Annotated in this window: 21 protein-coding genes; 12 read left to right on the top strand and 9 right to left on the bottom strand. The window is 69.5% G+C overall.

What is annotated here, in order from left to right; all coding sequences use genetic code 11:
- Positions 1 to 27 precede the first annotated feature (27 nt).
- Entirely contained in the window at positions 28 to 300 is a 273-nt protein-coding gene (locus V8201_RS07285; protein ID WP_235199465.1) for a hypothetical protein, read from the bottom strand.
- A gap of 183 nt (positions 301 to 483) precedes the next feature.
- Between V8201_RS07285 and V8201_RS07290 the strand changes: the two genes are divergently transcribed.
- Positions 484 to 1260, top strand: coding sequence for an alpha/beta fold hydrolase (locus tag V8201_RS07290; RefSeq protein WP_271300593.1), 777 nt, complete (start codon positions 484 to 486; stop codon positions 1258 to 1260).
- A 169-nt stretch (positions 1261 to 1429) separates the two neighbouring features.
- Here V8201_RS07290 and V8201_RS07295 read toward each other — a convergent pair whose 3' ends face one another.
- From V8201_RS07295 to V8201_RS07305, 3 genes are all read right to left on the bottom strand, one after another.
- Positions 1430 to 1969: a hypothetical protein gene (locus V8201_RS07295; protein ID WP_336544861.1), complete on the bottom strand. Its 540-nt coding sequence runs from the start codon at positions 1967 to 1969 to the stop codon at positions 1430 to 1432.
- Between the two features lie 71 nt (positions 1970 to 2040).
- On the bottom strand, positions 2041 to 3477 hold the full coding sequence (locus V8201_RS07300; protein WP_271300595.1) for an AMP nucleosidase: 1437 nt from the start codon (positions 3475 to 3477) through the stop codon (positions 2041 to 2043).
- Positions 3478 to 3724: 247 nt separating this feature from the next.
- Positions 3725 to 4204, bottom strand: coding sequence for a peroxiredoxin (locus tag V8201_RS07305; RefSeq protein ID WP_037530998.1), 480 nt, complete (start codon positions 4202 to 4204; stop codon positions 3725 to 3727).
- A gap of 122 nt (positions 4205 to 4326) precedes the next feature.
- On the opposite strand from V8201_RS07305, the gene V8201_RS07310 reads away from it, so the two are divergent.
- The 9 genes from V8201_RS07310 (at position 4327) to trxA (ending at position 18400) form a co-directional block, all read left to right on the top strand.
- The gene (locus V8201_RS07310; protein WP_271300596.1) at positions 4327 to 4887 is read left to right on the top strand and encodes a YqgE/AlgH family protein; all 561 of its coding nucleotides are present in this window, start codon (positions 4327 to 4329) and stop codon (positions 4885 to 4887) included.
- 97 nt (positions 4888 to 4984) lie between these two features.
- On the top strand, positions 4985 to 6421 hold the full coding sequence (ahcY, locus tag V8201_RS07315; RefSeq protein WP_037531002.1) for an adenosylhomocysteinase: 1437 nt from the start codon (positions 4985 to 4987) through the stop codon (positions 6419 to 6421).
- 162 nt (positions 6422 to 6583) lie between these two features.
- Positions 6584 to 8935: a PAS domain-containing sensor histidine kinase gene (locus V8201_RS07320; protein ID WP_037531004.1), complete on the top strand. Its 2352-nt coding sequence runs from the start codon at positions 6584 to 6586 to the stop codon at positions 8933 to 8935.
- A 552-nt stretch (positions 8936 to 9487) separates the two neighbouring features.
- A complete protein-coding gene (gene tsaE / locus V8201_RS07325; RefSeq protein WP_336544862.1) occupies positions 9488 to 9934 on the top strand; it encodes a tRNA (adenosine(37)-N6)-threonylcarbamoyltransferase complex ATPase subunit type 1 TsaE in 447 nt (148 codons plus the stop codon).
- Positions 9931 to 10896: an aminoglycoside phosphotransferase family protein gene (locus V8201_RS07330; protein ID WP_336544921.1), complete on the top strand. Its 966-nt coding sequence runs from the start codon at positions 9931 to 9933 to the stop codon at positions 10894 to 10896. Before tsaE ends, V8201_RS07330 begins: the two co-directional genes overlap by 4 nt.
- Positions 10893 to 11648 (top strand): nucleotidyltransferase family protein, encoded by a 756-nt coding sequence (locus tag V8201_RS07335; RefSeq protein WP_336544863.1) that lies wholly within the window; start codon positions 10893 to 10895, stop codon positions 11646 to 11648. The genes V8201_RS07330 and V8201_RS07335 overlap by 4 nt, the downstream gene beginning before the upstream one ends.
- Positions 11641 to 14607: a double-strand break repair protein AddB gene (addB, locus tag V8201_RS07340; protein ID WP_336544864.1), complete on the top strand. Its 2967-nt coding sequence runs from the start codon at positions 11641 to 11643 to the stop codon at positions 14605 to 14607. Before V8201_RS07335 ends, addB begins: the two co-directional genes overlap by 8 nt.
- A complete protein-coding gene (addA, locus tag V8201_RS07345; protein ID WP_336544865.1) occupies positions 14594 to 18016 on the top strand; it encodes a double-strand break repair helicase AddA in 3423 nt (1140 codons plus the stop codon). Before addB ends, addA begins: the two co-directional genes overlap by 14 nt.
- A gap of 60 nt (positions 18017 to 18076) precedes the next feature.
- Positions 18077 to 18400 (top strand): thioredoxin TrxA, encoded by a 324-nt coding sequence (trxA, locus tag V8201_RS07350; RefSeq protein ID WP_037531017.1) that lies wholly within the window; start codon positions 18077 to 18079, stop codon positions 18398 to 18400.
- 38 nt (positions 18401 to 18438) lie between these two features.
- On the opposite strand, the gene V8201_RS07355 is transcribed toward trxA, so the two are convergent.
- From V8201_RS07355 to V8201_RS07365, 3 genes are all read right to left on the bottom strand, one after another.
- Entirely contained in the window at positions 18439 to 19236 is a 798-nt protein-coding gene (locus V8201_RS07355) for an inositol monophosphatase family protein (protein ID WP_336544866.1), read from the bottom strand.
- Position 19237: 1 nt separating this feature from the next.
- Complete coding sequence (argJ, locus tag V8201_RS07360) at positions 19238 to 20464, bottom strand: bifunctional glutamate N-acetyltransferase/amino-acid acetyltransferase ArgJ (RefSeq protein WP_336544867.1); 1227 nt, start codon at positions 20462 to 20464, stop codon at positions 19238 to 19240.
- 182 nt (positions 20465 to 20646) lie between these two features.
- A complete protein-coding gene (locus V8201_RS07365) occupies positions 20647 to 20904 on the bottom strand; it encodes a hypothetical protein (RefSeq protein ID WP_336544868.1) in 258 nt (85 codons plus the stop codon).
- A 362-nt stretch (positions 20905 to 21266) separates the two neighbouring features.
- On the opposite strand from V8201_RS07365, the gene V8201_RS07370 reads away from it, so the two are divergent.
- The gene (locus tag V8201_RS07370; protein WP_336544869.1) at positions 21267 to 21521 is read left to right on the top strand and encodes a hypothetical protein; all 255 of its coding nucleotides are present in this window, start codon (positions 21267 to 21269) and stop codon (positions 21519 to 21521) included.
- Positions 21522 to 21615: 94 nt separating this feature from the next.
- Positions 21616 to 24363: a preprotein translocase subunit SecA gene (gene secA, locus V8201_RS07375; protein WP_271300606.1), complete on the top strand. Its 2748-nt coding sequence runs from the start codon at positions 21616 to 21618 to the stop codon at positions 24361 to 24363.
- A 303-nt stretch (positions 24364 to 24666) separates the two neighbouring features.
- Here secA and V8201_RS07380 read toward each other — a convergent pair whose 3' ends face one another.
- Together V8201_RS07380 and V8201_RS07385 are read right to left on the bottom strand one after the other, a co-directional pair.
- Positions 24667 to 25263 carry a CC0125/CC1285 family lipoprotein gene (locus V8201_RS07380; protein WP_271300607.1) on the bottom strand — a complete coding sequence of 199 codons (597 nt, stop codon included), beginning with the start codon at positions 25261 to 25263 and terminating at the stop codon, positions 24667 to 24669.
- 123 nt (positions 25264 to 25386) lie between these two features.
- Positions 25387 to 25803, bottom strand: coding sequence for a secondary thiamine-phosphate synthase enzyme YjbQ (locus tag V8201_RS07385; RefSeq protein ID WP_037531032.1), 417 nt, complete (start codon positions 25801 to 25803; stop codon positions 25387 to 25389).
- Positions 25804 to 25807 lie beyond the last annotated feature (4 nt).

The raw sequence follows: 25807 nt of genomic DNA on the forward strand, positions 1-25807 counted from the left end.
GCAAGGATCGTCCGGCGAAAGCCGTGCTCAGCCGAGGCGGCGATGCTTGCCGCCATACCGATGGCCGACATATTCGCCGATCCGCGCCATCTCGCGTGCCGCGCCACGCGTCGCCTCGGTGCAGCAGGGCAGGGGATCGCGCTCGGCTTGCGCCGCCCGCATCGCGACGCGATCGGTCAGCTCCTCGATATCGGCGCGGCTGAGCAGGTTCTTTTCGCGCAACAGGCACAGCAGGCTCTGCAGGATCACCAGGCTCTCGTCGCCCGCGGGATGCACGCCGCCGACCGGCATATTGTCCATGATCGCTCTCCTTATGCTTTGAAGAAAGAGTATGCCTCTTTCGCAGACTTGCAAAGGCTCATTTTCGACGGTCCGTCCCGTCGCTTCTGGGCTCGTCGGCCGGGCGTACGGACAGACGAGGCTGGACATGGCCGCCGTGATGGCGGACGGAGCGCTCCCCATCGCAGCATCAGGATCGACGTCGTGGCCGCAGTCCCCACCGAACCGCAGTATTTCGCGAGCTTCGACGGCACGCGTATCGCCTGGCGGGAGCTCGGCACGGGGCGGCCGGTGATACTGATTCACGGCTATTTCTCGACCGCCGAGGTCAATTGGATCAAATATGGCCATGCCGCCAAGCTCGCCGCGCGCGGCTTTCGGGTGATCATGCCCGATCTGCGCGGCCATGGCCTCAGCGACCGGCCGCATGACGTAGCCGCTTACCCGCCGGATGCGCTGATGCGCGACGGCATGGCGCTGGTCGCGCATCTTGCGCTGACCGATTACGATCTCGGCGGCTATTCGCTCGGCGGGCGGACGACGATGCGGATGCTGGTCAACGGCGCGACGCCGCGGCGCGCGGTGCTCGCCGGCATGGGGCTGACCGGCATTCTCACCACCGCCGGGCGCGGCGATTATTTCCGCAAGGTGCTGACCAACCTCGGCAACTTCGAACGCGGCAGCAATGAGTGGATGACCGAGGCGTTTCTCAAGACGACCAAGGGCGATCCGGTCGCGCTGCTCCACGTGCTGGAGACGTTCGTCGACACGCCGATCGAGGCGGTCGAGGCGGTGGCGGTGCCGACCGCAGTCATCACCGGCGCGGAGGATGACGACAATGGATCGGGGGCGGCGCTGGCGGCGGCGATCCCGCAGGCCGTTTTCCAGGAAATCCCCGGCGGTCATATGAGCGCCGTCGCCAAGCCGGAACTGGGCGATGCGATCGCCGCCTTCTTCGCCGGCGATCACGCCCCGCAGTAAGGCGGCCGCCCGCTCATCGCTCTGGCGAGGGTTGGAGCGTCGATGAGGTTCGCGCGGAGGCGCGGAGGGTGATGGGCGGCGTCCGTCGCTCCGAAACCATCGCCCTAGGCGGGGCCGTCCGACCTTCTGCCCGCGGCGTTCGCGCCGCGATGCAGAAGGCCGCTCGCTATCACAGCTTGTCGGGGATGGTATTCTCGTCGGCGATCCCGGCTTCGAACGTTCCGGACGCATCCTCGCCGGCGGGGCTATGCGCCTTGGCCGATTTGGGGGTGCTGCCGCGCAGCGAGAGCAAGGCTGCGGCGGCGACCGCGCCGACCGTCGCGACACCGGCGCCGATCGCGGCGATGCCCCATTTGTTCGTCTCGCCGCTCTTCTTGGCGGCCGGCTTGCCCGCCTTCTTCGCGCCGGCCCGCGGCGTCGACCGTTTGGTCGAGCGCGGCTTGACCGACTTGGCCGCGGCGGCGACCGCGCTCTCCGCCTTGCCGGCGACCGCCTTGGCGCGGCGCGTGGTCGCGGCCGCGGCATCGCTGACCGCCTCTTCGACCTTGGCGACCGTCGATGGCGCCTCCGCCTTGGCGCGCGGGCGGCGTGGCTTGGCGGGGGCCTTGGCGGCGGTGGCGCGGGTCGTCGTGGTCTTGCGCGGCGCGCGACGACGCGGCGTTACCGCAGGCGTGTCGGTCTTCGGCGAGTCGTCGGTGTCATCGGCCACGGCGGGACCTCCCTGATTGATTCGGAAGCGAAACGCATTGGAACCCGATGGTTTCCGCCCGGCCTGTACGATCAGCGGAACGGCGGTTCGTCAAAGGCGCGCAGCTTGCGGCTGTGCAGCTTGGCGCCCTCGCGCCGGAGCTGCTCGCACGTCTCGATGCCGATCCGCATATGTTCGCTGATCGCGCGCTCGTAGAAGCGGTTCGCCTGCCCCGGCAGCTTGAGCTCGCCGTGCAGCGGCTTGTCGGAGACGCACAGCAACGTCCCATAGGGGACGCGGAAGCGATAGCCCTGCGCCGCGATCGTCGCCGATTCCATGTCGATCCCGACCGCGCGGCTGAGCGAGAAGCGCAGGGCGGAGGCCGAATAGCGCAACTCCCAGTTGCGATCGTCGGTGGTGACGATCGTGCCGGTGCGCAGCCGGCGCTTGAGTTCCTCGCCGGTCTGGCCGCTGACGATCTCGGAGGCGCGGGCGAGCGCCTGCTGCACCTCGGCGATCGCCGGCACCGGGATTTCGGGCGGCAGCACGTCGTCGAGGACATGGTCGTCGCGCAGATAGGCATGGGCGAGGACATAGTCGCCGATCCGCTGCGACGGGCGCAGGCCGCCGCAATGGCCGATCATCAGCCACGCCTCGGGCCGCATCACCGCGAGGTGATCGCAGATCGTCTTGGCGTTGGACGGCCCGACGCCGATGTTGACCAGCGTGATGCCGGTGCGGTCGTCCGCCATCAGATGATAGGCCGGCATCTGATGCCGCCGCCACGCACTGTCGTTGACGAGCTTGTCGACGTCGCCCGGCTGGTCGATGACGATATTGCCCGCGCCGGACAGCGCGGTGAAACGGCTGTCCGGCCCGAGCTGCGACGCACCCCAGCGGACGAATTCATCGACATAGCGATGGTAGTTGGTGAACAGCACGAAGCGCTGCGTATGCTCCGACGGCGTGCCCATATAATGGCGCAGCCGCGCGAGGCTGAAGTCGGTGCGCAGCGCGTCGAACAGCGCCAGCGGACGGGTGCCGCCCGTCTCGATCCACAGGCCGTCGGCGATCTCGTCGCCGATATGTGCGAGCTCGGTGGCGGGGAAGTGGCGCGACAGCTCAGTCGCCGACACGGTATCGAGGCTCAGCGCGTGGCCGGGATCGAGCACGTAGGGAAAGGGGATTTCCTGCCGCCCCGGCACCGCCTCGACCTCGACGTCATAATCCTCGATCAGCAGGGTCAGCTGTTCGGTCAGGTAATCGGCGAACAGCGCCGGCTTGGTGACGCTGATCGTATAGTCGCCGGGCGAGACCAGCCGCCCGAACGAGCGCAGCGGCGTCGGCCGGTCGCCGACGCTGCGGTAGCGCAGATGGATGACGGGATAGGCGAAGGAGCCGTCGATCCGGCTTTCGGGCGACGGCGGCGTGCCGTCGGTCAGGTAGGCGTTGAGCGCTGCCTGCAACCGCTCGACGGAGGCGCGGTAGAGCTGGTCGAGGTCGGCAACGATACGGGATGCGAGTGTCATCCCGGATGGTTACGCAAAGGTGGTGACGGTGGCAAGACAGTGGTGGGGACGGTGCCGCGGCGTGGCGGGTGCAGCCCCGGTGCCACCTGTCGATGCGGACCTACTCGTGAGCTGAGGAATGGCCGTCATGTCTTCGCGCAGGCGCACCACCCCGGCCTTCGCCGGGGCGGTCACACCTTTTGCAGCGCCCGGGGCGCGATCCGACCCCGCCGACGATCGCGTCCCGATCGATCGGGCCTCGACGCCCTCACATCGTCTCGAGCAGATGCTCCGCGCTGCTCACCTTGAACTCGCCAGGGGCTTCGACGTGGAGCTGCTTCACGACGCCGTTCTCGACCAGCATCGCATAGCGCTGGCTGCGCTTGCCCATGCCGAACTTGCTGCCGTCCATCGTCAGCCCGAGTGCCTCGGCGAAGTCGCCGTTGCCGTCGGCGAGCATCGTGATCCCCTCGGCGCCGGAGGCCTTCGCCCAGGCGGCCATCACGAACGGATCGTTGACCGAGATGCAGGCGATCTCGTCCACGCCCTTGGCGGCGAGCGCGTCGCGCTTCTCGACGAAGCCGGGCAGGTGCTTGGCCGAGCAGGTCGGGGTGAAGGCGCCCGGCACCGCGAACAGCGCGACGGTGCGGCCATCGAAAAAAGCGTTGGTGGTGACCTGGTCGGGGCCATCCGCGGTAACCTTGGTCAGGGTGGCGGCAGGAAGCGTATCGCCGACGGTGATCGTCATCTTGGGTCTCCGAAGCTCGGTGCAGGTGGCCGCCGGACGGCGTCACGAAAATCGCAGGTCGCACCCGCAGCGTGCGAATTCAAGCGTGGCAGAAGCGGGCGCGGGGCTTATGTTCGACGGCGATGCAACAACGACGCTTTTTGTCCGGTCAGTTCCTGCTCGCGATGCCCGGCATGCGCGATCCCAGCTTCGATCATGCGGTGATCGCGATCTGCGCGCATGATGCGGAGGGCGCGGTCGGCATCGGCATCGGCGCGACGATCGAGGGATTGGGGCTGCACGACCTGCTCGACCAGTTCGATATCGCGCACGGCGCCGCGCCGAACGTGCCGATCCATTTCGGCGGCCCGGTCGATCCGCGCCGCGGCTTCGTCGTCCATTCGGGCGAATGGAGCGGGCAGGATACGATCGACGTCGCCGGTCGCTGGTCGATGACCAGCACGGTCGACGTGCTGCGCGCGATCGCCGAGGGCAGCGGCCCGGCGCGCTTCGTCGTCGCGCTCGGCTATGCCGGCTGGGGCGACGGGCAGCTCGAGGGCGAACTGACCGGTCCGGGTTGGTTCCACGTCGCCGGAGACGCCGATCTGCTGTTCGACACGCGGCCCGACCGGCGCTGGACCGCGGCGTTCGAGGCGGCGGGGATCGACCCGCGGCTGCTCGTCCCGGATGCCGGCACCGCCTGACCGTCGGGGTCACACGAGATATAAAGATATCTTTATATTTGATCCACGGCACGCAACCGGCTAAGGCGCGCCATCCACTTCTTCAGGAGCATGCCACGTGGCTACTGCGCTCGCGCCCAATGCTGGGACCGGCTCGACCAACGATTACGTCATCAAGGACCTCAGCCTTGCTGATTTCGGCCGCGCCGAGATCAAGATCGCCGAGACCGAGATGCCGGGCCTGATGGCGCTGCGTGACGAGTTCGGCGCGTCGCAGCCGCTCAAGGGCGCGCGCATCACCGGCTCGCTGCACATGACGATCCAGACCGCGGTGCTGATCGAGACGCTGACCGCGCTCGGCGCCGACGTCCGCTGGGCGACCTGCAACATCTTCTCGACGCAGGACCATGCCGCCGCCGCGATCGCCGCGACCGGCGTGCCGGTGTTCGCGGTGAAGGGCGAGAGCCTGGCCGACTATTGGGATTATGTCGGCGACATCTTCTCCTGGGACCGTGACGTCGAGGGCCAGACCGCCAACATCATCCTCGACGACGGTGGCGACGCCACCATGTTCGCGCTGTGGGGCGCGAAGATCGAGGCCGGCGCGACGCTGCCCGAGCCCGAGAATGAGGAGGAAGTCGAATTCCAGCGCGCGCTCAAGGCGTTCCTCGCCAAGAAGCCGGGCTATCTGACCGAGACGGTCAAGAACCTGAAGGGCGTGTCGGAAGAGACGACGACCGGCGTCCACCGCCTGTACGAGATCGCCAAGAAGGGCGAGCTGCCGTTCCCGGCGATCAACGTCAACGATTCGGTCACCAAGTCGAAGTTCGACAACCTCTACGGCTGCAAGGAATCGCTGGTCGATGCGATCCGTCGCGCCACCGACGTGATGCTCGCCGGCAAGGTCGCGGCCGTCGCCGGTTTCGGTGACGTCGGCAAGGGCTCGGCGCAGTCGCTGCGCAACGGCGGCGCGCGCGTCATGGTCACCGAGATCGATCCGATCTGCGCGCTGCAGGCGGCGATGGAGGGCTTCGAGGTCGTGACGATGGACGAGGCGGTGAAGCGCGCCGACATCTTCGTCACCGCGACCGGCAATGCCGACGTCATCACCGCCGATCACATGAAGGCGATGAAGCCGATGTCGATCGTCTGCAACATCGGCCATTTCGACAGCGAGATCCAGATCGCCGCGCTGTCGAACTACAAGTGGTCGGAAGTGAAGCCGGGCACCGACCTCGTCGAATTCCCCGACGGCAAGCAGATCATCGTCCTCGCCAAGGGCCGTCTGGTCAATCTCGGCTGCGCAACCGGCCACCCGTCGTTCGTCATGTCGGCGTCGTTCACCAACCAGACGCTCGCGCAGATCGAGCTGTGGACCAAGGGCGAGAATTACAAGAACGAGGTCTACGTCCTGCCCAAGCATCTCGACGAGAAGGTGGCGGCGCTCCACCTTGAGAAGCTCGGCGTGCAGCTGTCGAAGCTGAGCGAGAAGCAGGCGAGCTATATCGGCGTGCCGGTCGAAGGGCCGTTCAAGCCGGATCATTACCGCTATTGATCGCATCGCGATCGTGGTGACGGGGAGGGCGGTGCCGCGAGGCGCCGCCCTTTCTCGTTTCCTCCCCGGCCGGGCGTGGAATGACGATCATTGCCGGTGGCGTAGCTTGCGTTCTACAGTCCGCACGTCCACCCGTATGGGTGTGGGACGAGGGGCAAAGCGTTGATCCAGCTTTCGGTGATGGCAGCGTTGCTGTGCGGGGCGGTGCTGGCGGCGCTGCTCGCCGGTGGCGGCGTCGCGCTGTTCGTCGGCTGGCGGCTGCGCGGCGAGGCGGCGGCGGTGATCGCGCGCAATCGCGAGGCGGAGGTACTGCGCAGCGTCTCGCCGGCGATGGCGATGCTGGTCCGCGCCGATGGCCGCGTCGAGATGCCGCCGCGGCTGGTCGACTGGCTCGGACTCGCGGTGGCGCCGCGCTTCCTCGGCGATCTTGCGGCGGAGGGTGCCGGCCTGCCCGCCGATGAGGCCGAGGCGCTCGCCGGCGACGTGCAGGCGGCGCAGCGTGCCGGTCGCGGCTTCGTCCGTGCGCTCCATCCGATCGGCTCGGGCCGCGCGATCACCATCCGCGGCAGCCGCGCGCCGGGCGAACTCGGCGCGACCGGCGCGGTGGTGATCTGGACGCTCGATGCCACCGACAGCGAGGCGGAGATCATGCAGCTGCGCGATCAGGTCGAGCAGCTCTCCGCCGCGTTCGAGGCGCTGAGCGGACTGATCGAGGCGGCGCCGCTGCCGATGTGGTATCGCGGCAGCGACATGCGGCTCGCCATGGTCAACACCGCCTATGTCCGCGCGGTTGACGGCGTCGATGCCGCGGACGTGATCGGCCGCCAGCTCGAACTGGTCGAGGGATCGGGTCGCGGCGGCCCGCGCGCCGGCGCACACGCCGCGCGCGCCTCGGGCGCGCCGCAGCGCGAGGTGCTGCCCGCGACGATCGGCGGCGAGCGGCGCTCGCTCGAGGTGCACGACGTGCCGCTGCCGACCGGCGGCGTCGCCAGTTTCGCGGTCGATATCGAGGATCTCGAACAGTCACGCGCCGGCGCCAAGCGCTTCGCCGATGCGCAGCGCGCGCTGCTCGACCGGCTGTCGGCGGGCGTCGCGCAATTCGGGCCCGATCGCGGCCTCGTCTTCTGCAACCAGCCGTTCCGGCGGATGTTCGCGATGCGCGCCGAATGGCTCGCCGACCGGCCCGAGTTCGACCGCGTCCTCGAACGGATGCGCGAGGCGAGCCGGCTGCCCGAGGTGCGCGATTTCCCGAGCTGGAAGGCGGAGCGGCGCGGCTGGTTCGTGCCGAGCGATGCGGCGAGCGAGGAGAATTGGCATCTGCCCGGCGGCACGCATCTGCGCGTCGTCGCCCAGCCGCTGCCCGACGGCGGCCTGCTGACGATCTTCGAGGATCGCACCGAGGAGGTGCAGCTGGCGAGCGCGCGCGATACCTTGCTGCGCGTGCGGACCGCGACCTTCGACAATCTGTTCGAGGCGCTGGCGGTGTTCGCCGCCGACGGCAAGCTGCAATTGTGGAACAACCGGCTGCGCGCGGTCTGGGGGTTCGAGGAGGAATTCCTCGCCGGCCATCCGCGTGTCGATGCCTTTGCGGCGGCGGCGGCATCCAAGCTCGCCACCCCCAATCGCGCGGCGCTGATCCCCGAACTGGTCCGCTCGGCGACCACCGAGCGGCAGCAGCGCGGCGGCCGCGTCGCCTTCGCCGACGGGCGGCATTTCGCCTTCGCGGCGGTGCCGCTGCCCGACGGCAATGCGCTGCTGACGATGCTCGACATCACCGACAGCCGCCGCGCCGAACAGGCGCTGCGCGATCGCGCCAATGCGCTGGAGGCGGCGGACCGGGTCAAGACGCAGTTCGTCGCCAATATGAGCTATGAATTGCGCACGCCGCTGACCTCGATCAGCGGCTTTGCCGAGATGCTGCATGCCGGGTTCGCCGGCAAGCTGACTGCCGAGGCGGACGGCTATGTCGAGGCGATCCTGCAATCGGTCGAACGGCTCGGCCTGCTGATCGACGACGTGCTCGACCTGACGCAGGGTGGCGACGACGCCGAGATCGCCCGCGTCGACGTCGATCTCGCCGCCACCGCGCGCGCCGCGGCGGAGACGATCCGGCCCGCGGCGAAGCGGCGCAAGCTCGACTTCGCGGTCGAACTGGCGCGCTCGACCGGCCGCGTGACGGGCGATCCCAAGCGGCTCAAGGAGGTGGTCGAGCATCTGCTGCGCCATGCGGTCGCCTCGACGCCGGAGGGCGGGCGCATCCTGCTGCACAGCGACGGCAGCGCGACGGGCGCGCGCATCGTCGTCTCGGACAATGGCTTCGGCATGGATGCGGAGAGCATCGCCCGCGCCTTCGACCGGTTCGGCGAACCCGGCATGCAGCCGAGCGGCGAGCGGGCGCTCGGCCTCGGCCTGCCGCTGGCGCGCCAGTTCGTCGAGGCGCATGGCGGCCACATCGACCTCGTCTCGCAGCCGGGCGAGGGGACGCTGGTGACGGTCGAGCTGCCGCGGCGATGATCGGGGCTCGTGGGGTGATGGGTGTTTCGCGTGGCGGTGGCGGGGCGTCGGGCGGGATGTGCCGCGAGGCCGCGATCTCTGGTATTGTCGCGCAGGCGAAACCTCTGCGAGGCCGCCTTCGTCATGCCGGCCTTGTTCCGGCATCCACTGCTCCGCAAGAGCGTAAAGCAAGGATTTCGCGACACGGTGGACCCCGGAACACGTCCGGGGTGACGGCGCATTTTGGGCTAGGGCAGGACTTTTGCAGAGGTCTTGCGCAGGCGGGATTCCAGTGGCCAGACAGACCGCGCGTCTGCGGCAGGAACGCTAAGCTCCCGCCTTCGCCGGAGCGCTGCGGGGTTGGCCAGTCTCTTCCCGCATTCACCACCGCGGCGAAGGCCGGGGTCCAGTGGGGCGACGGTCTGTGGCGATCTGCGGCTGTTCCCCGACTGGACCCCGGCCTTCGCCGCGGTGGTGCGGGTATCTTTGCGGATAGCTCTTCGTTGCCGGCCCACGGAATGTGGGACATCATCCCGTGGGGCGGGATCATCGGATCGGCCGACAGGACCTTGCATGACTGACCTTCACCTCGCCGACCCCGCCGCGACCGAAGCCTTCGGCGCGGCGCTGGCGGCGCATGTACGGCCGGGCGACGTCGTCACGCTGCGCGGCGACCTCGGTGCCGGCAAGACGAGCATCGCGCGCGGTCTGCTCGCTGCGCTCGGCCTTGCCGGCGAGGCGCCGAGCCCGAGTTTCGCGATCGTCCAATCCTATGACCCGCCCGAGGTGCGGCTGCCGGTGCTGCACGTCGATCTCTACCGGATCGACGATCCGGACGAGCTCGCCGAGCTCGGCCTCGACGAGGCGCTGTCCGATACGCTGCTGCTGGTCGAATGGCCCGAGCGCGCGCCCGGTTACTGGCCGCAGGCGCTGGCGCTCACCCTGTCGCCGGCACCGGACGGCGGACGAATCTTGACAGCCGACGTGCCGGCGTCATGGACACCGCGATGGCCGATATGACCCCGCCCGCCGGCGCCCCGGCGTTCCTCGCATCGCACGGCTGGTCGGGGGACATCCTCCCGGTCGCCGGCGATGCCTCGTTCCGCCGCTATTTCCGGGTCGTCAGCGGCGGTCGCAGCGCGATCCTGATGGATGCGCCGCCGCCGCACGAGGATCCGCGCCCGTTCATCCGCATCGCCGGCTGGCTCGGCGACCATGGCTTCGCCGCGCCCGCCATCCATGCTGCCGATCTGGCGCAGGGACTGGTGCTGCTCGAGGATTTCGGCGACGTGCGGCTGCGCGAGACGGCCGATGCGAGCGAGGCGGACGCGGCGCCGCATTATGCCGCGGCGATCGACCTGCTGGTGGCGCTGCGCGCGCATCCCGCCGGGGACCTGCCGCCCTATGATCGCGCCGTGCTGCATCGCGAGGCGGCACTGTTCGTCGACTGGTATTGCCCCGCGGTCGGCCTCACCGTCGATGCGGAGGGCTATGCCGCCGCCTGGGATGCGGTGTTCGATCATGCGCTGACCGATGCGCCGGTCACCGTGCTGCGCGATTATCATGCGGAAAATCTGATGCTGGTCGGCGCGGAGCGGCGGCTCGGCCTGCTCGACTTCCAGGACGCGCTCGCCGGCCATCCGGCCTATGACCTCGTGTCGTTGCTGCAGGATGCGCGGCGCGACGTCGACCCGGCGCTCGAAGTGGCGATGCTGGCACGCTATCGCGACGCCACCGGCGCGGACGAGGCCTTCCTCCACGCCTATCACGTGCTCGGCGCGCAGCGGAACGCCAAGATCATCGGCATCTTCACGCGCCTGTGGCGGCGCGACGACAAGCCGCGCTACGCCGCTTTATGTCCGCGCGTCTGGCGCTATCTGGAGCGCGATCTGGCGCAGCCGGTGCTCGCTCCGGTCGCGCGCTGGTTCGACGCCAACGTGCCGCCCGCGCTGCGCGGCGACCCGGCGGTGCTGCGCGCATGACCCGGCAGCGGACCATCCGCCCCGATCCCGGCGGCACCGTGCCGGCCACGGCGATGGTGATGGCGGCCGGCCTCGGCAAGCGGATGCGGCCGCTCACCGCCACGCGCCCCAAGCCGCTCGTCGAGGTCGCGGGCAAGCCGCTGATCGACCACGTCTTCGATCGGCTCGCCAATGCCGGGGTGCGGCGGGCGGTGGTCAACGTCCATTATCTCGCCGACCTGCTCGAAGCGCATGTCACCAACCGCGACGACGGCATCGCGGTGACGATCAGCGACGAGCGCGCGCAGCTACTGGAGACCGGCGGCGGGCTGGTCCAGGCGCGCGACCTGCTCGGCGACGAGCCGGTGCTGGTGATCAACAGCGACAATCTGTGGCTCGACGGTCCGGTCGATACGCTCAAGCTGCTCAGCCACCGCTGGGATGCGGATGCGATGGACGCGTTGCTGCTCGTCGTCCCCTATGCCCGCGCCAACAATCATCAGGGGCAGGGCGACTTCCGCCTCGCCGCCGACGGCCGCATCGTCGGCCGCCGCAAGGCCGGAACGGTCGCGCCGTTCGTCTATACCGGCATCCAGATCCTCCACCCGCGCATCATCCGCGACTGGCCGGAGGGGCCGTTCTCGACCAATCTGTTCTGGAACCGTGCGATCGAGGCGGGGCGCGCCTATGCGCAGGTGCATCAGGGCCTGTGGTTCGACGTCGGCACCCCCGCCGCCGTGCCGAAGACCGAAATGCTGATCGCCAATGGCTGAGGCGCGGCGGCCGCACCTCTTCTCGATCCCGTCGCACAAGGCGTTCGCCGATACGCTCGTCGCCGGGCTGATGCGGCGCGCGGGCGGCGATGCGATGGCGCTCGCGCGCGGGCTGGTGCTGCTGCCCAACAATCGGGCGGTCCGCGCCGTCACCGACGCCTTCGTGCGGGCGAGCGGCGGCGGCCTGCTGCTGCCGCGGCTGGTGACGCTCGGCAGCCCCGATCTCGGCGAGGCGGTCGGCGCGGCGCTCGATCCCGCCGACGAGCAGGAGCCGCCGCCGCCGGCGATCGCCCCGATGCAGCGGCGGATGATCCTCGCCCGCCTCGTCTACGAAGAGCGCGCGCGCGCCGGCGCGGCGATCGACGCGGCGGAAGCGGTGCGGCTGGCGGGCGAGCTCTGCCACACGCTCGACCAGTTGCTCGTCGAGGAGGTGGCGCCGGAGCGGCTGCGCGACATCGACCTCGCGCCCGAACTCACCGAACATTGGCAGCGCGCGCTGTCGACCTTCACCATCGTGCTCGAACGCTGGCCCGAGGAGCTGGCGCGGCTCGGCCGGATCGACGCGGCGACGCGGCGGCGGTTGCTGCTCGACCGGGTCGAACGGCGCTGGCGGCACCGGCCGCCTGAAGGCCTGGTCTGCGCCGCGGGGATCACCGATCCCGCGCCGGCGGTGGCGCGGCTGCTGCGCTGCGTCGCCGAGGCGCCGCAGGGGATGACGGTGTTCGCCGGGCTCGACCTCGCGATGCCGCAGGAGGAGTGGGATGCGCTCGGGCCGCATCGCCCCGATCCGGTCACCGGCAGCATCCGCCGCTCGCTCGAAACGCATCCGCAGTTCCACCTCAAGCTGATGCTCGACCGGATGAGCGTCGGCCGCGGCGAGGTGGCGACCTGGCCCGGCACCGCGGGGCCGGACGCGGGCGCGGCGCGCGGCCGTGCGATCGCCAATGCGCTCGCGCCCGCCGCCTTCACCGGCAAATGGACCGAGCTCAGGGCGGAGGACCGGCGGCTGACCGGCGTCGTCGCCGCCGAGCTCGCCACCCCGGCGGAAGAGGCGCAGACGATCGCGCTCGCGCTGCGCGGCGCGCTGGAGGAAGAGGGCCGGACCGCGGCGCTGGTCACCCCCGATCGCGCGCTGGCGCGGCGGGTGGTGGTGCATCTGCGCCGCTGGGGGATCGAGGCGAACGATTCGGCGGGGCGGCCCCTGGCGATCCTGCCGCCGGGAACGCTGCTGCTCGCGCTCGCCGAGGCGGCGGCGCAGCGGTTCGCGCCGATGGCGTTGCTCGCGCTGCTCAAGCATCCGCTGGTGCGCAACGTGTCGACCGATCGCAGCATTCGCGGCGCATGGCTCGACGGCGTGCGCGGCGTTGATCGCGGGCTGCGCGGGCCGCGGCCGGCGGCGGGGCTCGACGGGATCACCGGCCACCTGCTCGCCAACAAGCGCGAGCGCGCTGCCGCCTGGTTCGCCGAGCCGGTCGCCTTGCTCAAGCCGATCGAATTGGTGTTCGAACAGGGCATGCAGCCGCTGCCGGCGCTGCTCGCGGTGCTGCGCGAGACGGCGCAGGCCTTGTGCGGCGACGATCTGTGGTCCGGCCCGGCGGGGCGCGCCGCGGCGGAGTTCCTCGACGCGCTGGAGGCCGACGCCGCGGTCGGACCGCCGCGCGTCGCCCCCGACGGTTTCGCGCCGCTGCTGCGCGGGTTGCTCGACGAGGTCGCGGTGCGGCCGGGATCGGGCGTCGGCCATCCGCGCATCGCCATCTACGGCCTGATCGAGGCGCGGTTGCAGACCGCCGACCTGATGGTGCTCGGCGGGCTCAACGAGGGGGTGTGGCCGGGGCGGCCGGCGCCCGATCCGTGGCTCGCGCCGCGGATCCGCGCGACGCTCGGGCTGCCCGGGCTCGAACGCAGCGTCGGTGTCGCCGCGCATGAATTCGGGCAGGCGCTGGGCGCGCCACGCGCGATCGTGACGCGGGCGCGGCGGGACGCGGCCTCGCCGGCGCTCGCCTCGCGCCTGTGGCTGCGCTTGCAGGCGATGGCGGGCGACCGCTTCGTCCGCGCGCACGATCTGGAGCGCTGGGCGCAGGCGCTCGACGCACCGGGCGAGCATCGCCCCGCCGACCGCCCCGCGCCGCTGCCCGATCCCGCCCGTCGCCCCAAGGCGATATCGGTGACCGAGATCGACCGGCTCAAGGCCGACCCTTACGCCTTCTACGCGCGCCGCGTGCTCGGGCTGATGCAGCTCGATCCGGTCGATGCCGATCCGAGCGCGGCGTGGCGCGGCACCGCGGTGCACGACATCCTCGAACAATGGTGGAAGCAGGACGGCTGCGCCCCCGACGCGCTGCTGCCGCGCGCCACCGCGATGCTCGACGACGAGCGGACCCATCCGATGATGCGCGCCCTGTGGCGGCCGCGGCTGGTCGAGGCGATCGACTGGATCGCGCGCACCGTCGCCGAACAGGCCGCCGCGGGGCGCAGCGTCGCCTCGGCGGAGGGGCAGGGGTTCATCGAAGTGGCGGGGGTCAGGCTGTCCGGCCGTTACGACCGCGTCGACCGGCTCGCCGACGGCAGCCTCGCGATCGTCGACTACAAGACCGGCAAGCCGCCCTCCGCCGCCGCGGTGCGCGCCGGCTACAGCCTGCAGCTCGGGCTGCTGGGTGCGATCGCCGAGCGCGGCGGCTTCGCCGACGTGGCGGGGCGCGCCGGCGGCTTCGAATATTGGTCGCTCGGCAAGAAGCGCGACCAGTTCGGCTATGTCGAGACGCCGGTCGATGCCGAGGGCAAGCGCGACAGGATCGTCACCACCGATTTCACCACGATCGCGATGAGCAACTTCATCGAGGCGGCCGGCCACTGGCTGACCGGCAGCGCGCCGTTCACCGCCAAATTGGTGCCGGAATATGCGCCTTATGCGGAATATGACCAACTGATGCGGCGGGACGAATGGTATGGCCGGGACTGAACTCGCCACCCTGCCGCGGCTGAAGGGCGCGCAGGCGGCGGCGAGCGATCCGCGCGCGCACGTCTGGCTGTCCGCCTCGGCGGGCACCGGCAAGACGCAGGTGCTCGCCGCGCGCGTCTTCCGCCTGCTGCTCGGCGGCACCGAGCCGGCGGCGATCCTCTGCCTCACCTTCACCAAGGCGGGCGCGGCGGAGATGGCGCAGCGGATCAGCAACCGGCTCGCCGCCTGGGTGCGGATGCCCGGGCCGCAGCTCGCCGCCGATCTCGAGGCGCTGGGCGAGCGCGCGACGCCGGACGTGCAGGCGCGCGCGCGCACTTTGTTCGCGCGGGTGCTCGACGCGCCCGGCGGCGGGCTGCGCATCCAGACGATCCATGGCTTCTGCCAGAGCCTGCTCGCCGCCTTTCCGGTCGAGGCGGGGCTCACCCCCGGTTTCCGCCCGCTCGAACCACGCGAGGAAGCGGTGCTCGCCCGCGAGACGCTGGCGAGCCTGCTGGTCGAGGCGGAGCGTGAGGGTCGCACCCGCCCGATCGAGACGATCGGCGCGCTGTCGCTGCGGCTCGGCGAGGGCGGGGCGGAGAGCTTCCTGCTCGCCTGCGCCCGCTCGCTCGCCGCGCTGGAGGCATTGCCGAGCGGCATCCAGCCGTGGCTGCGCCGCGCGCTCGACCTGCCGCAGGGCGATATCGGCGAGGCGCTCGCCGCCGGTTGCGACGCGATCGATACCGGGCTGATCGAGCGGCTCGCCGCGGCGAACAAGGCGTGGGGCGCGGCGACGGGGCTCGGCCATGCCGAGACGCTCGACCGCTGGCTCGCCGCCGCGCCCGCCACCCGTGCCGCGACGATGCAGGAGCTGGCGAGCGTCGTGCTCACCGGCAAGAACGAACCGCGCAAGGCGTCGAAGAAGCTGACCGACGCCGAACCCGATTATGTCGAGCTCGCCGGGGCGCTCGGCGATCATTGCCTCGACCTGTTGTCGCTGACCAGCCGTGCGGCCTATGCCGACCTGCTCGCCGAGGCGCTCGACGTGGGGCGCGATTACGCGCGCGCCTATGCCGCGGCGAAGCGGCGGACGGGGGCGGTCGATTTCGACGATCTGATCGGCGTCACCGTGCGGCTGCTCGAACAGCCCGGCATCGGCGAATGGGTGCGCTACAAGCTCGATGCGGCGACCGAACACGTGCTGATCGACGAGGCGCAGGACACCAACCTCAACCAGTGGCGGATCGTCACCGCGCTGGCGGGCGAGTTCTTCGTCGGCCGCGGCGTCCATGCGCCGTCGACGCGCACGCTGTTCACCGTCGGCGACTTCAAACAGGCGATCTTCGGCTTCCAAGGCACCGACCCGATCAACTTCCGCTGGGCGGAGGGCCATTTCGCCGGGCGCGCCGAGGATGTGGCGGGGACGGAGGACTGGCCCGAGGAGGAGCGCGGGCTGCCCTTCCAGCGTCTGTCGCTGACCCATTCGTTCCGCTCGACGCGGCCGGTGCTCGAATTCGTCGACGCCGCGGTCGCGGCGGCGGGCGAGCCGGGGCTGGGCGCGATCGGCGCGTTGCAGGACCATGCCAGCGAGGTGGTCGGTCCGGGCGCGGTCGAGCTGTGGCCGCCCGTCGTCGCCGGCGGCAGCGAGGAAGACGAGGAAGCGTGGATCGACGACGCGGTCCGCGAACAGGCGATCCGCATCGCGCGCGCGGTACGCGACTGGCTCGATAGCGGGCTGATGCTCGGCAGCAAGGGGCGGGCGCTGCGGCCGGAGGATGTGATGATCCTGGTCAAGCGGCGCGGCGATCTTGCCTCGCTGGTCGTCGCGCGCCTCTATGCCGAGGGCGTGCCGGTGGCGGGCGTCGACCGGTTGCGCCTCAACGCGCCGCTCGCGGTGCAGGATCTGCTCGCTGCGGTGCGCTTCGCCCTGCAGCCGGAGGACGATCTGTCGCTTGCCGCGCTGCTGGTCTCGCCGCTGCTCGGCTGGACGCAGGATGCGCTGATGCACGCCGCGCCGCGGGATCACGGCAGCCTATGGCGGCACCTGACGCTGACCCAGCCCGAGGATCGGCTCGCCCCGCTGCGGACGATGCTGCTGCGCGCCGATATCGCCACGCCCTATCAGTTCCTCGAGGAATTGCTTTCGGGTCCGCTCGACGGCCGGCGCAAGTTGCTGCTGCGGCTGGGCAATGAGGCGCGCGATCCGATCGAGGAATTGCTCAACGCCGCGCTCGCCTTCGAGACCAGCTCGACTCCGTCGATGCAGCGCTTCCTCGACTGGTTCGATCGCGGCGATGTCGAGATCGTTCGCGATCCGTCCGCGCCGCTCGACGCGGTGCGGGTGATGACCGCGCATGGCGCCAAGGGCTTGCAGGCGCCGCTGGTCATCCTCGCCGACGCGACGGTCGATCCGCATGCCGCGCCGCGCGCGCTGGTGCGCTGGTCGCCCGAGCCGGGGGCGCAGCCGATCCCGATCTTCCGTCCGCGCAGCGCCGAGCGCGGCGGGCCGCTCGACGTGGCGGTCGGCGAGGTCGAGCGGCGCGAGCTGGAGGAGCATTGGCGGCTGTTCTACGTCGCGGCGACGCGCGCCGAGGAGCGGCTGGTCATCGCCGGCGCGCTCGGCCCGCGCGCCAAGGGCGAGCCGCCGGAGGCGAGCTGGTATGCCGCCTCGGCGCGCGCGCTCGACGCGCTGGGGATCGCGGGCGAGGCACCGCGCCTGTTCACCGGACGGGTGCCGCAGCCGCCGGTGCGCGCGCGTCCGTCCGCCGCCGCCGCTGTGTCCGAGCCGGTCGTGCTGCCTGACTGGGCGCGACGCGCGGCGCCGGTCGAAAGCCGGCCGTCGCGTCCGCTCGCCCCTTCGGCGCTCGGCGAGGACGAGGTCAGCGATCCGCCGCCCGGCCCGGCGATGCGCGCCGCCGCCGAGCGCGGCCGGCTCTTCCATGCCTTGTTCGAGCGGCTGCCGGCGGTGCCCGCGGCGCAGCGCGCGGCGAGCGGCGAGCGCTGGCTCGCCACCGCGGGCGGCGTCGGCGATCCGGCGGAGCGTGGCGTCATCGTCTCCGGGGTGCTGGCGGTGCTCGACGATCCGCGCTTCGCCGATCTGTTCGGCGGAGACGCGCTGACCGAAGCGCCGATCGCCGCGACCCTGGGCAACGGACTGGTCGTGTCGGGCACCGTCGACCGTCTGCTGATCGCGCCCGAGCGGATCCGCGTCGTCGACTTCAAGACCGGGCGGCGCGTGCCGGCGGCGCTTGACGATATCCCGCCCTATCATCTCGACCAGATGGCGGCCTATGCCGCGGCGCTCGCCACCATCTTCCCCAACCGGTCGATCGAGGCGGCATTGCTCTACACCGGCGGCCCGCGGTTGTTCGACCTGCCCGCCGATCTGCTCGCCGCGCACAAGCCGCGCTTTCGACCGCGGGAGCAAAGCTAGGCCGCCGGCGGTTGAGACGCGGTCCGCACCACCCTAGATGGGGGTGCAAAGGAGATCATCATGCCTACCAAAGCGATTACCGACGCCAGCTTCGACAGCGACGTGCTCAAGGCCGACGGCCCCGTGCTCGTCGATTTCTGGGCGGAATGGTGCGGCCCGTGCAAGATGATCGGGCCGAGCCTCGAGGAACTGTCGGAGGAACTGGGTGAGCAGGTGACGATCACCAAGCTCAACATCGACGAGAATCCCGATGCGCCCGGCCGCTACGGCGTGCGCGGCATCCCGACGATGATCCTGTTCAAGGGCGGCGCGCCGGCCGCGACCAAGATCGGTGCCGAGCCCAAGGGTCGCCTCAAGGCCTGGCTGGAAGACGCGCTGGCGTAAATCACCAAAGCCCCTCCTCTTCGGGGGAGGGGCTTTTGCTATCCGAACAGCACCGCCACCGCTTCGTCCCACAATGCAGGCGACGCCGCGGCAACCATTCCGCGCCGCTGGTCGGCGACGTGATAGTCCGATCCGTCCGGCCAGCGCACCACGCCGCCCGCCTCGCGCAGCAGCAGCGACCCGGCGGCATGATCCCAGGGCAGCGTCTTCTGGAACAACGCGATGTCGTTGGTGCCGAGCACCAGCCGCGCATATTGCTCGGCAGCGCAGCGCGGCATGGGTGCGACGGTGAAGACGCGGCCGGCGCGCGCGCAGAGCTCCGCCTCGGTCGCGGCATCGAGATGATAGGTGGCGAGCACCGCCGACGGCCGCTCGCCGCCGCTCGGCTGCGCCGTCACGCGCCTGCCGTCGACATGGGCGCCACCACCGCGGATCGCGTGGCAGAGCCGGTCGGTGACCGGATCGAGGATCCAGCCTGCCACCGTCTCGCCGTCCTCGACCAGTGCGATCATGATGCCGAAGGTGGCGATGCCGCTGGCGTAATTGTTGGTGCCGTCGATCGGATCGATGATCCACGCCCGGCCGTGCTCGATGCCGGCGACCAGCCGCGCATCCGCCGCCACCGCTTCCTCGCCGATGACGCGGATCGTCGGGTCGAGCGCGGCAAGCCCTTCCGTCAGCGCGGCTTCGCTCAGCCGGTCGGCGACCGTGACCATATCGTCCGCGGCCTTCTCCTCGATCTCGTCGGCGCCGAGGTTGCGGAAGCGCGGCAGCACGATCTCCGCCGCAACGCGCCGCATCAGCGTGACGACCGCCTCATGGTGCGGATGGTGCATGTCAGCTCCGATAGTCGGCGTTGATCGCGATATAGCCGTGCGTCAGGTCGCAGGTCCAAACCGTCGCCATCCCGTCGCCGAGGCCGAGGTCGACGCCGATCTCGATCTCCTGCCCCTTGAGGTGCGCGGCGACCGGCGCCTCGTCATAGCCCTCGACCGCGAGGCCGTCGCGCGCGACCTGGGTTGCGCCGAAGCGGATCGCGAGCTGGTCGCGCTCGGCAGGCTCTCCGGCCTTGCCGACCGCCATGACGACGCGGCCCCAATTGGCGTCCTCACCGGCGATCGCGGTCTTGACCAAGGGGGAATTGGCGATCGACAAGGCGATGCGATGCGCCGAGCGGTCGCTCTCCGCGCCGGTGACGCTGACCTCGATCAACTTGGTCGCGCCCTCGCCGTCCCGCACCACCAGCAGCGCGAGCTTCGCGCACAGATCGGCCAGCGCGGCGGCGAAGGCGTCCGCCCCGTCGCTGTCGGCGGCGCTCAGCGGCGCATTGCCCGCCGCGCCGGTCGCGAAGGCGAGCACGGTGTCGCTGGTCGAGGTGTCGCCGTCGACGGTGATGCACGAGAAGGTGTTGCGATTGGCGGCGTTGAGCGCGGCCTGGAGGAAGCCCGGCGTCACCGCCGCGTCGGTGAAGATGAAGCCGAGCATCGTCGCCATGTCGGGCGCGATCATCCCCGATCCCTTGATGATGCCGACCAGGGTCACGGTACGGCCGTCGACGATCGCGGTGGTCATCGCACCCTTGGGGTAGGTGTCGGTGGTGCCGATCGTCTCGGCGGCGGCACGCCAGTCGCACGCGCTGGCGGCGTAGGCGGCATCGAGGCCGGCCTCCGCCTTGTCGATCGGCAGCGGCACGCCGATCACCCCGGTCGAGGCGACGAAGACGTCGGACGGCTGGCAGCCGAGATGCTGCGCGGTGCGCGCGGCGATCGCCTCGACCGCGGCGCGCCCGCGGTGGCCGGTGAAGGCGTTGGAATTGCCGGCATTGACTACCAAGGCCCGCGCCGTGCCCAGCGTCAGCGCCTTGCGGCACCATTCGACTTCGGGCGAGGGGCATTTGCTCTGCGTGACGACGCCGGCGACGCTGGTGCCCTCGGCGAGCGTGACGAAGGTGAGGTCGCAGCGATCCCACGTCTTGTAGTGCGCTCGGGCAACATGCGGCACGACGCCGGCAATCGCGGGCAGGGCGGGGAAGGGCGTGGCGAGGGGGGAGATCGTCCAAGACATGACGCCGCCATAGTCCGCTTCCAAGACGGGGCAAAGACGGTTGCGGCGATGACGGCGAAAGGTCGTCAGCTTGATAAAGCCAAGCCCCGAATCTATCCTCCGCCCATCCATCTCAGCGTCGGCGATGCGGACAGCCGGTTGCCGGAGTTGGTCGCAGCGGCGGTCGCGGCGAGGATGTCATTCTAAACGACGCCGGTGATCCGCGGGTACGCCTTGTCCCAATCGTGTCGAGGACAGCTGACGAGGTCGAACGTATCGCCCGCAAACGCAAATCGGCGGTCGGCCTGTTCCGGGATCTGGCACAGGGGCTTGATCTCGATCTTGCTGCCCTGGAGGCTGATCGCGTCGATTATGATGCTCGGCTGGCTCGTATCGTTGCGCCTGCTGCTTGATGCCCACGTTATCGTCTCGATCTGAGCGCTGAGCAGCGACTGTCTCAAGCGGCTCGTCGGCTGTGTTGAGGCCGGGTGCGGAGTTGCAGGTCAGCGCAGTGATCGCTTGGGAGTATGCCGACTTGCACCGGCGTGGCCGCTCGCCCATGGCGGCCGATTTGGCGACCGCGCTGGACGCTCTGGCGCTCGATATCGTCCCCCTGCCAGCCGCCCTTTGGCAGGCCACCCGACTGTTGCCGTATCTGCACGGCGATCCGGTCGACCGCATGCTCATCCCCCATGCCGGCATTTGGATGCCATATTGGTCTTCGCCGATGCGACGGTGCGGCGATATCCGGTACGGAGCCTGTGGTAATACAGACGCTTCGTCGGTGGACGCCTGCGCATGCAGTCCCTATGGCAGGACTGCGATGAATTTGCTGCTGCTCCTTTCCGCTTTGCTGTCCGCCCTGACCGGCGGTGCGTCGGCGATGCGTGCGCCCGCTGCGGCGCATGCCGTCGCGGTGGCGGCGGCGGTCGCCGAGGCGCAGGCGGTGCCGGCGCGGATCGCCGCCCGTCCGGTACAGGCTTTGCCACGGGTTCGGCAGGTCGCCGCGACAGCGGCACCTGCGGCGTTCGCGCTCGCCGCGATCGTCCCGCTCTATGCGAGCCGCCGCCGCGAATAGCGCCGACCCGTCGTTGCGGCTTCGGCCGATCCCCCTTTGATGACACTCGATGCTGCGCGCCTCCGGCCGCGCGCGTCCTTGCAGGAATAAGTCTATGTTCGGCGGCTTTGCCAAATCGCTCTTCGGCTCGTCCAACGACCGCTACGTCAAATCGCTCAACCCGATCATCCAGAAGATCGCCAATTTCGAGCCGCAATTGCAGGCGCTGTCCGACGACCAGCTCGCCGCGCAGACGACGAAGTTCCGCGAGCAGCTCGCCAATGGCGCCAAGCTCGACGACCTGCTGCCCGAGGCGTTCGCGACGGTGCGCGAGGCGGCGGTGCGCGTGCTCGGCATGCGCCATTTCGACGTGCAGATGATCGGCGGCATCGTCCTCCACCGCGGCGAGATCGCCGAGATGCGCACCGGCGAGGGCAAGACGCTGGTCGCGACGCTGGCGACCTATCTCAACGCGCTGCCGGGCGACGGCGTCCACGTCATCACCGTCAACGACTATCTCGCGGCGCGCGACGCGGAATGGATGGGGCAGGTCTATCGCTTCCTCGGCCTGACCGTCGGCACGATCATCCCCAATCTCACCGACGAACAGCGCCGCGCCGCCTATAACAGCGACATCACCTACGGCACGAACAACGAATTCGGCTTCGACTATCTGCGCGACAACATGAAGTACGAGCGCGCCAGCATGGTCCAGCGCGCCTTCAGCATGGCGATCGTCGACGAGGTCGATTCGGTGCTGATCGACGAGGCGCGGACGCCGCTGATCATCTCGGGCCCGACCGACGACAAGTCGGAACTGTACATGAGCGTCGATGCGATCGTGAAGCAGCTGACCGACGACGATTACGAGAAGGACGAGAAGCAGAAGTCGATCATCCTCACCGAGAGCGGCACCGAGCGGATCGAGCGCATGCTCGAGGCGGCCGGGCTGCTCGAGGGCGCCAACCTCTACGACTTCGAGAACACGCAGGTCGTCCATCACGTCAACCAGTCGCTGCGCGCCAACAAGATGTTCAAGGCGGACACCGATTACATCGTCAAGGACGGCAAGGTCATCATCATCGACGAGTTCACCGGCCGGATGATGGACGGGCGGCGCTGGTCGGACGGTCTCCACCAGGCCGTCGAGGCCAAGGAAGGCGTGACGATCGAGCCCGAGAACCAGACGATGGCGTCGATCACCTTCCAGAACTATTTCCGCATGTACCCCAAGCTCGCCGGCATGACCGGCACCGCGGCGACCGAGGCGGCGGAATTCTACGACATCTACAAGATGAACGTCGTCACCATCCCGACCAACGTCGGCGTCCGCCGGATCGACGAGGAAGACGAATTCTACAAGGACACCAACGACAAGTTCCGCGCGATCGCCAAGAAGATCCGCGAACATGCCGCGCTCGGCCAGCCGGTGCTGGTCGGTACCGTGTCGATCGAGAAGTCCGAACTGCTCAGCGAGTTCCTCGTCCAGGAGGGCGTCGCGCACAAGGTCCTCAACGCGCGCTACCATGAGATGGAGGCGCATATCGTCGCGCAGGCCGGCCGCAAGGCGGCGGTGACGATCGCCACCAACATGGCGGGTCGCGGCACCGACATCAAATTGGGCGGCAATCTCGAATTCCGCATGCTCGACGAGCATCCCGATCTGGTCGAGGGCACGCCGGAATATGAGGCGGAGGCGACGCGCATCCGCGCCGAGATCGAGGTCGAGAAGCAGGAGGTGCTCGCCGCGGGCGGCCTGTTCGTGCTCGGCACCGAGCGGCACGAGAGCCGCCGCATCGACAACCAGTTGCGCGGCCGGTCCGGCCGCCAGGGCGATCCCGGCCTGTCGCGCTTCTACCTCAGCCTCGATGACGATCTGCTCCGCATCTTCGGCCCGGACACGCTGTTCGCCAAGATGATGCGCAACAATATCGACGATGGCGAGGCGATCGGCAGCAAGTGGCTGTCGAAGGCGATCGAGACCGCGCAGAAGAAGGTTGAGGCGCGCAACTACGACATCCGCAAGCAGGTCGTCGAATATGACGACGTGATGAACGATCAGCGCAAGGTGATCTACGAGCAGCGCGCCGACATCATGGATGCCGATGCGGTCGGCGACGTGGTCAGCGACATGCGCGCCGAGACGGTCAACGTCATCGTCGGCAGCGCCTGCCCGCCGAACAGCTATCCCGAGCAATGGGATATCGCCGGCATGAAGACGGGGTTGCAGGAGATCCTCAACCTCGACCTGCCCGTCGACGACTGGCTCGCCGAGGAATCGATCGATCCCGAACTGGTCGAGGAGCGGGTGCGCGAGGCCGCCGATGCCGCGATCACCGCCAAGGCGGGCGAGCTCGATCCCGAGACGTGGACGCAGGTCGAAAAGTCGATCCTGCTCCAGAACCTCGACCATCACTGGAAGGAGCATCTCGCGACGCTCGACGCGCTGCGTCAGGTCGTCCACCTGCGCGCCTATGCGCAGAAGACGCCGATCAACGAATACAAGCAGGAAGCCTTCTCGCTCTTCCAGCGCATGCTCGATTCGATCCGTGAGGACGTGACCAAGACGATCGCCCACGCGCAGTTCCAGATCCAGGAAGCGCCGCCGCTCCCCGAGCTGCCCGACTTCATCACCACCCACTTCGACCCGTTCACCGGCGAGGACAATTCGAACGACGTCGATGCGGGCACGCTGGGCCGGATCACTACCCAGATCCCGCCGATGCAGATGATCCAGCCCGATGCCGAGGCGGTGCTCGGCGACAATCCGGAACATTGGGAAGGCCGCGTCAACCGCAATGCGCCGTGCCCGTGCGGCTCGGGTCGCAAGTACAAGCATTGCCACGGCGCGGTGACGGTCTGAGGCAAGGCTCGCCGCTCGGTGCTCCTGCGAAAGCAGGAGCCTAGGGTCTGGGAAGCAACAGGCCTCTGTCTTTTGGATCGGCCGAATGCCGTAAGTGCGACGACTTAGGCTTACCAGTGCTCCCGCGCAGGCGGGAGCCTAGTATCCTTGCTTCAGTCGTCGTTCTGTTTGACACTGGATTCCCGCCTGCGCGGGAATACAGGGATGGTGCCAAACTCGCGCTTGGATGCATAACGGACGACGATAACAAAAAGGCCGGGCCACCTGGGTGACCCGGCCTTTTTGGCAGACGGAAAGCCGCGATTACTTCGGCAGCACCACCGTCGGGCCGATGCTGTCGACCACCGCGCGGGCGTTGAAGGCGCGCAGATTGTCGCGCGGGATCGGGCCGCGGCGCATGACGATCTCGGCGCTCGCCTCGTAGCGGTCGATGGTGCGGATGTCGAAGTCGTTGCCCCACGGACCGCCGCCGAAGCCGCCGCCGAACCACGGGTCCCAGCTGCGCCAGCCGAACCCGCGGCCGTAATAGCGCCACGACGGACCCCAATAGCCGCCGAACCCGCCATAGCCCCAGCCGCCGCCGATCCCCGGCGTGCTGTAGGTGCGCGATTGCAGATCGGTGTCGCGATTGGCCATGACGAAATAGTCATAGCCGTTCTGCAACGTCAGCTCCGCGGCGCGGAACAGCAGGTAGCGTTCGACCGTGTCGCGCGAGGTGACGCTGTTGCCGGCGAAGGTGATCAGATAGCGGTCGGGTTCGATCCGGCGATCGCTATAGCCGGTACGATTGAAGCCCTGCCCGGTGGCGGGGCGATAGGTGGTCTCGGTCGCGCAGCCCGCGACCATCAGCGTGGAGGCGGCCAGCGCCGCGACCACGGCCTTGCGGCCCAGATGAATCATGACTCCAATACTCCATTCGCTCGCGGATGCGGCGAACCCGTCGCCTATACATCGTCCCAGTGGAACGAGCGATGAACGACTTGGCTCCAAACGGCAACGTTTCACCGCGGAGGCGGGGCCGCGTCATTCGCCGCTCAGGTGCAGCGCGAGGCTGCGCCGGTGCGGGCTGGTGCGATGCTCGAACAGGTAGATGCCCTGCCAGGTACCGAGCGCCGGCGCGCCGTCGATCACCGGGATCGACAGCTGGACGCCGGTCAGCGCGGTGCGCAGGTGCGCGGGCATGTCATCGGGGCCTTCGTCGTCATGTTCGTACGTCCCGCTTTCGGGCGCGAGCCGGTCAAAATAGGCCTCCATGTCGCGCCGTACCGCGGGGGCGGCATTCTCCTGGATGACCAGCGAGGCGGAGGTATGGCGGCAGAAGACGGTGAGCAGCCCGGTCGTCATTCCCTGCGCCGCGACCCAGCGCAGCACGTCGGGCGTGACGTCGAGCAGGCCGCGGCGGCGGGTGTCGATGCGGAGGAGGGTGGTCGCCTGGCGCATAGGT

Origin of the sequence: Sphingomonas kyungheensis (genome assembly GCF_037120395.1) — a bacterium.
GTDB lineage: Bacteria > Pseudomonadota > Alphaproteobacteria > Sphingomonadales > Sphingomonadaceae > Sphingomonas > Sphingomonas kyungheensis.

Excerpts from the sequence above, each read along its gene's own strand:
- V8201_RS07335 (WP_336544863.1), top strand. The coding sequence starts at position 10,893 with ATGACCCGGCAGCGGACCATCCGCCCCGATCCCGGCGGCACCGTGCCG.
- V8201_RS07385 (WP_037531032.1), bottom strand. The coding sequence starts at position 25,803 with ATGCGCCAGGCGACCACCCTCCTCCGCATCGACACCCGCCGCCGCGGC.
- V8201_RS07310 (WP_271300596.1), top strand. The coding sequence starts at position 4,327 with ATGCAACAACGACGCTTTTTGTCCGGTCAGTTCCTGCTCGCGATGCCC.
- addB (WP_336544864.1), top strand. The coding sequence starts at position 11,641 with ATGGCTGAGGCGCGGCGGCCGCACCTCTTCTCGATCCCGTCGCACAAG.
- V8201_RS07370 (WP_336544869.1), top strand. The coding sequence starts at position 21,267 with ATGAATTTGCTGCTGCTCCTTTCCGCTTTGCTGTCCGCCCTGACCGGC.
- trxA (WP_037531017.1), top strand. The coding sequence starts at position 18,077 with ATGCCTACCAAAGCGATTACCGACGCCAGCTTCGACAGCGACGTGCTC.
- V8201_RS07330 (WP_336544921.1), top strand. The coding sequence starts at position 9,931 with ATGACCCCGCCCGCCGGCGCCCCGGCGTTCCTCGCATCGCACGGCTGG.
- addA (WP_336544865.1), top strand. The coding sequence starts at position 14,594 with ATGGCCGGGACTGAACTCGCCACCCTGCCGCGGCTGAAGGGCGCGCAG.
- secA (WP_271300606.1), top strand. The coding sequence starts at position 21,616 with ATGTTCGGCGGCTTTGCCAAATCGCTCTTCGGCTCGTCCAACGACCGC.
- V8201_RS07305 (WP_037530998.1), bottom strand. The coding sequence starts at position 4,204 with ATGACGATCACCGTCGGCGATACGCTTCCTGCCGCCACCCTGACCAAG.
- V8201_RS07285 (WP_235199465.1), bottom strand. The coding sequence starts at position 300 with ATGGACAATATGCCGGTCGGCGGCGTGCATCCCGCGGGCGACGAGAGC.
- argJ (WP_336544867.1), bottom strand. The coding sequence starts at position 20,464 with ATGTCTTGGACGATCTCCCCCCTCGCCACGCCCTTCCCCGCCCTGCCC.
- V8201_RS07355 (WP_336544866.1), bottom strand. The coding sequence starts at position 19,236 with ATGCACCATCCGCACCATGAGGCGGTCGTCACGCTGATGCGGCGCGTT.
- V8201_RS07300 (WP_271300595.1), bottom strand. The coding sequence starts at position 3,477 with ATGACACTCGCATCCCGTATCGTTGCCGACCTCGACCAGCTCTACCGC.
- V8201_RS07380 (WP_271300607.1), bottom strand. The coding sequence starts at position 25,263 with ATGATTCATCTGGGCCGCAAGGCCGTGGTCGCGGCGCTGGCCGCCTCC.
- tsaE (WP_336544862.1), top strand. The coding sequence starts at position 9,488 with ATGACTGACCTTCACCTCGCCGACCCCGCCGCGACCGAAGCCTTCGGC.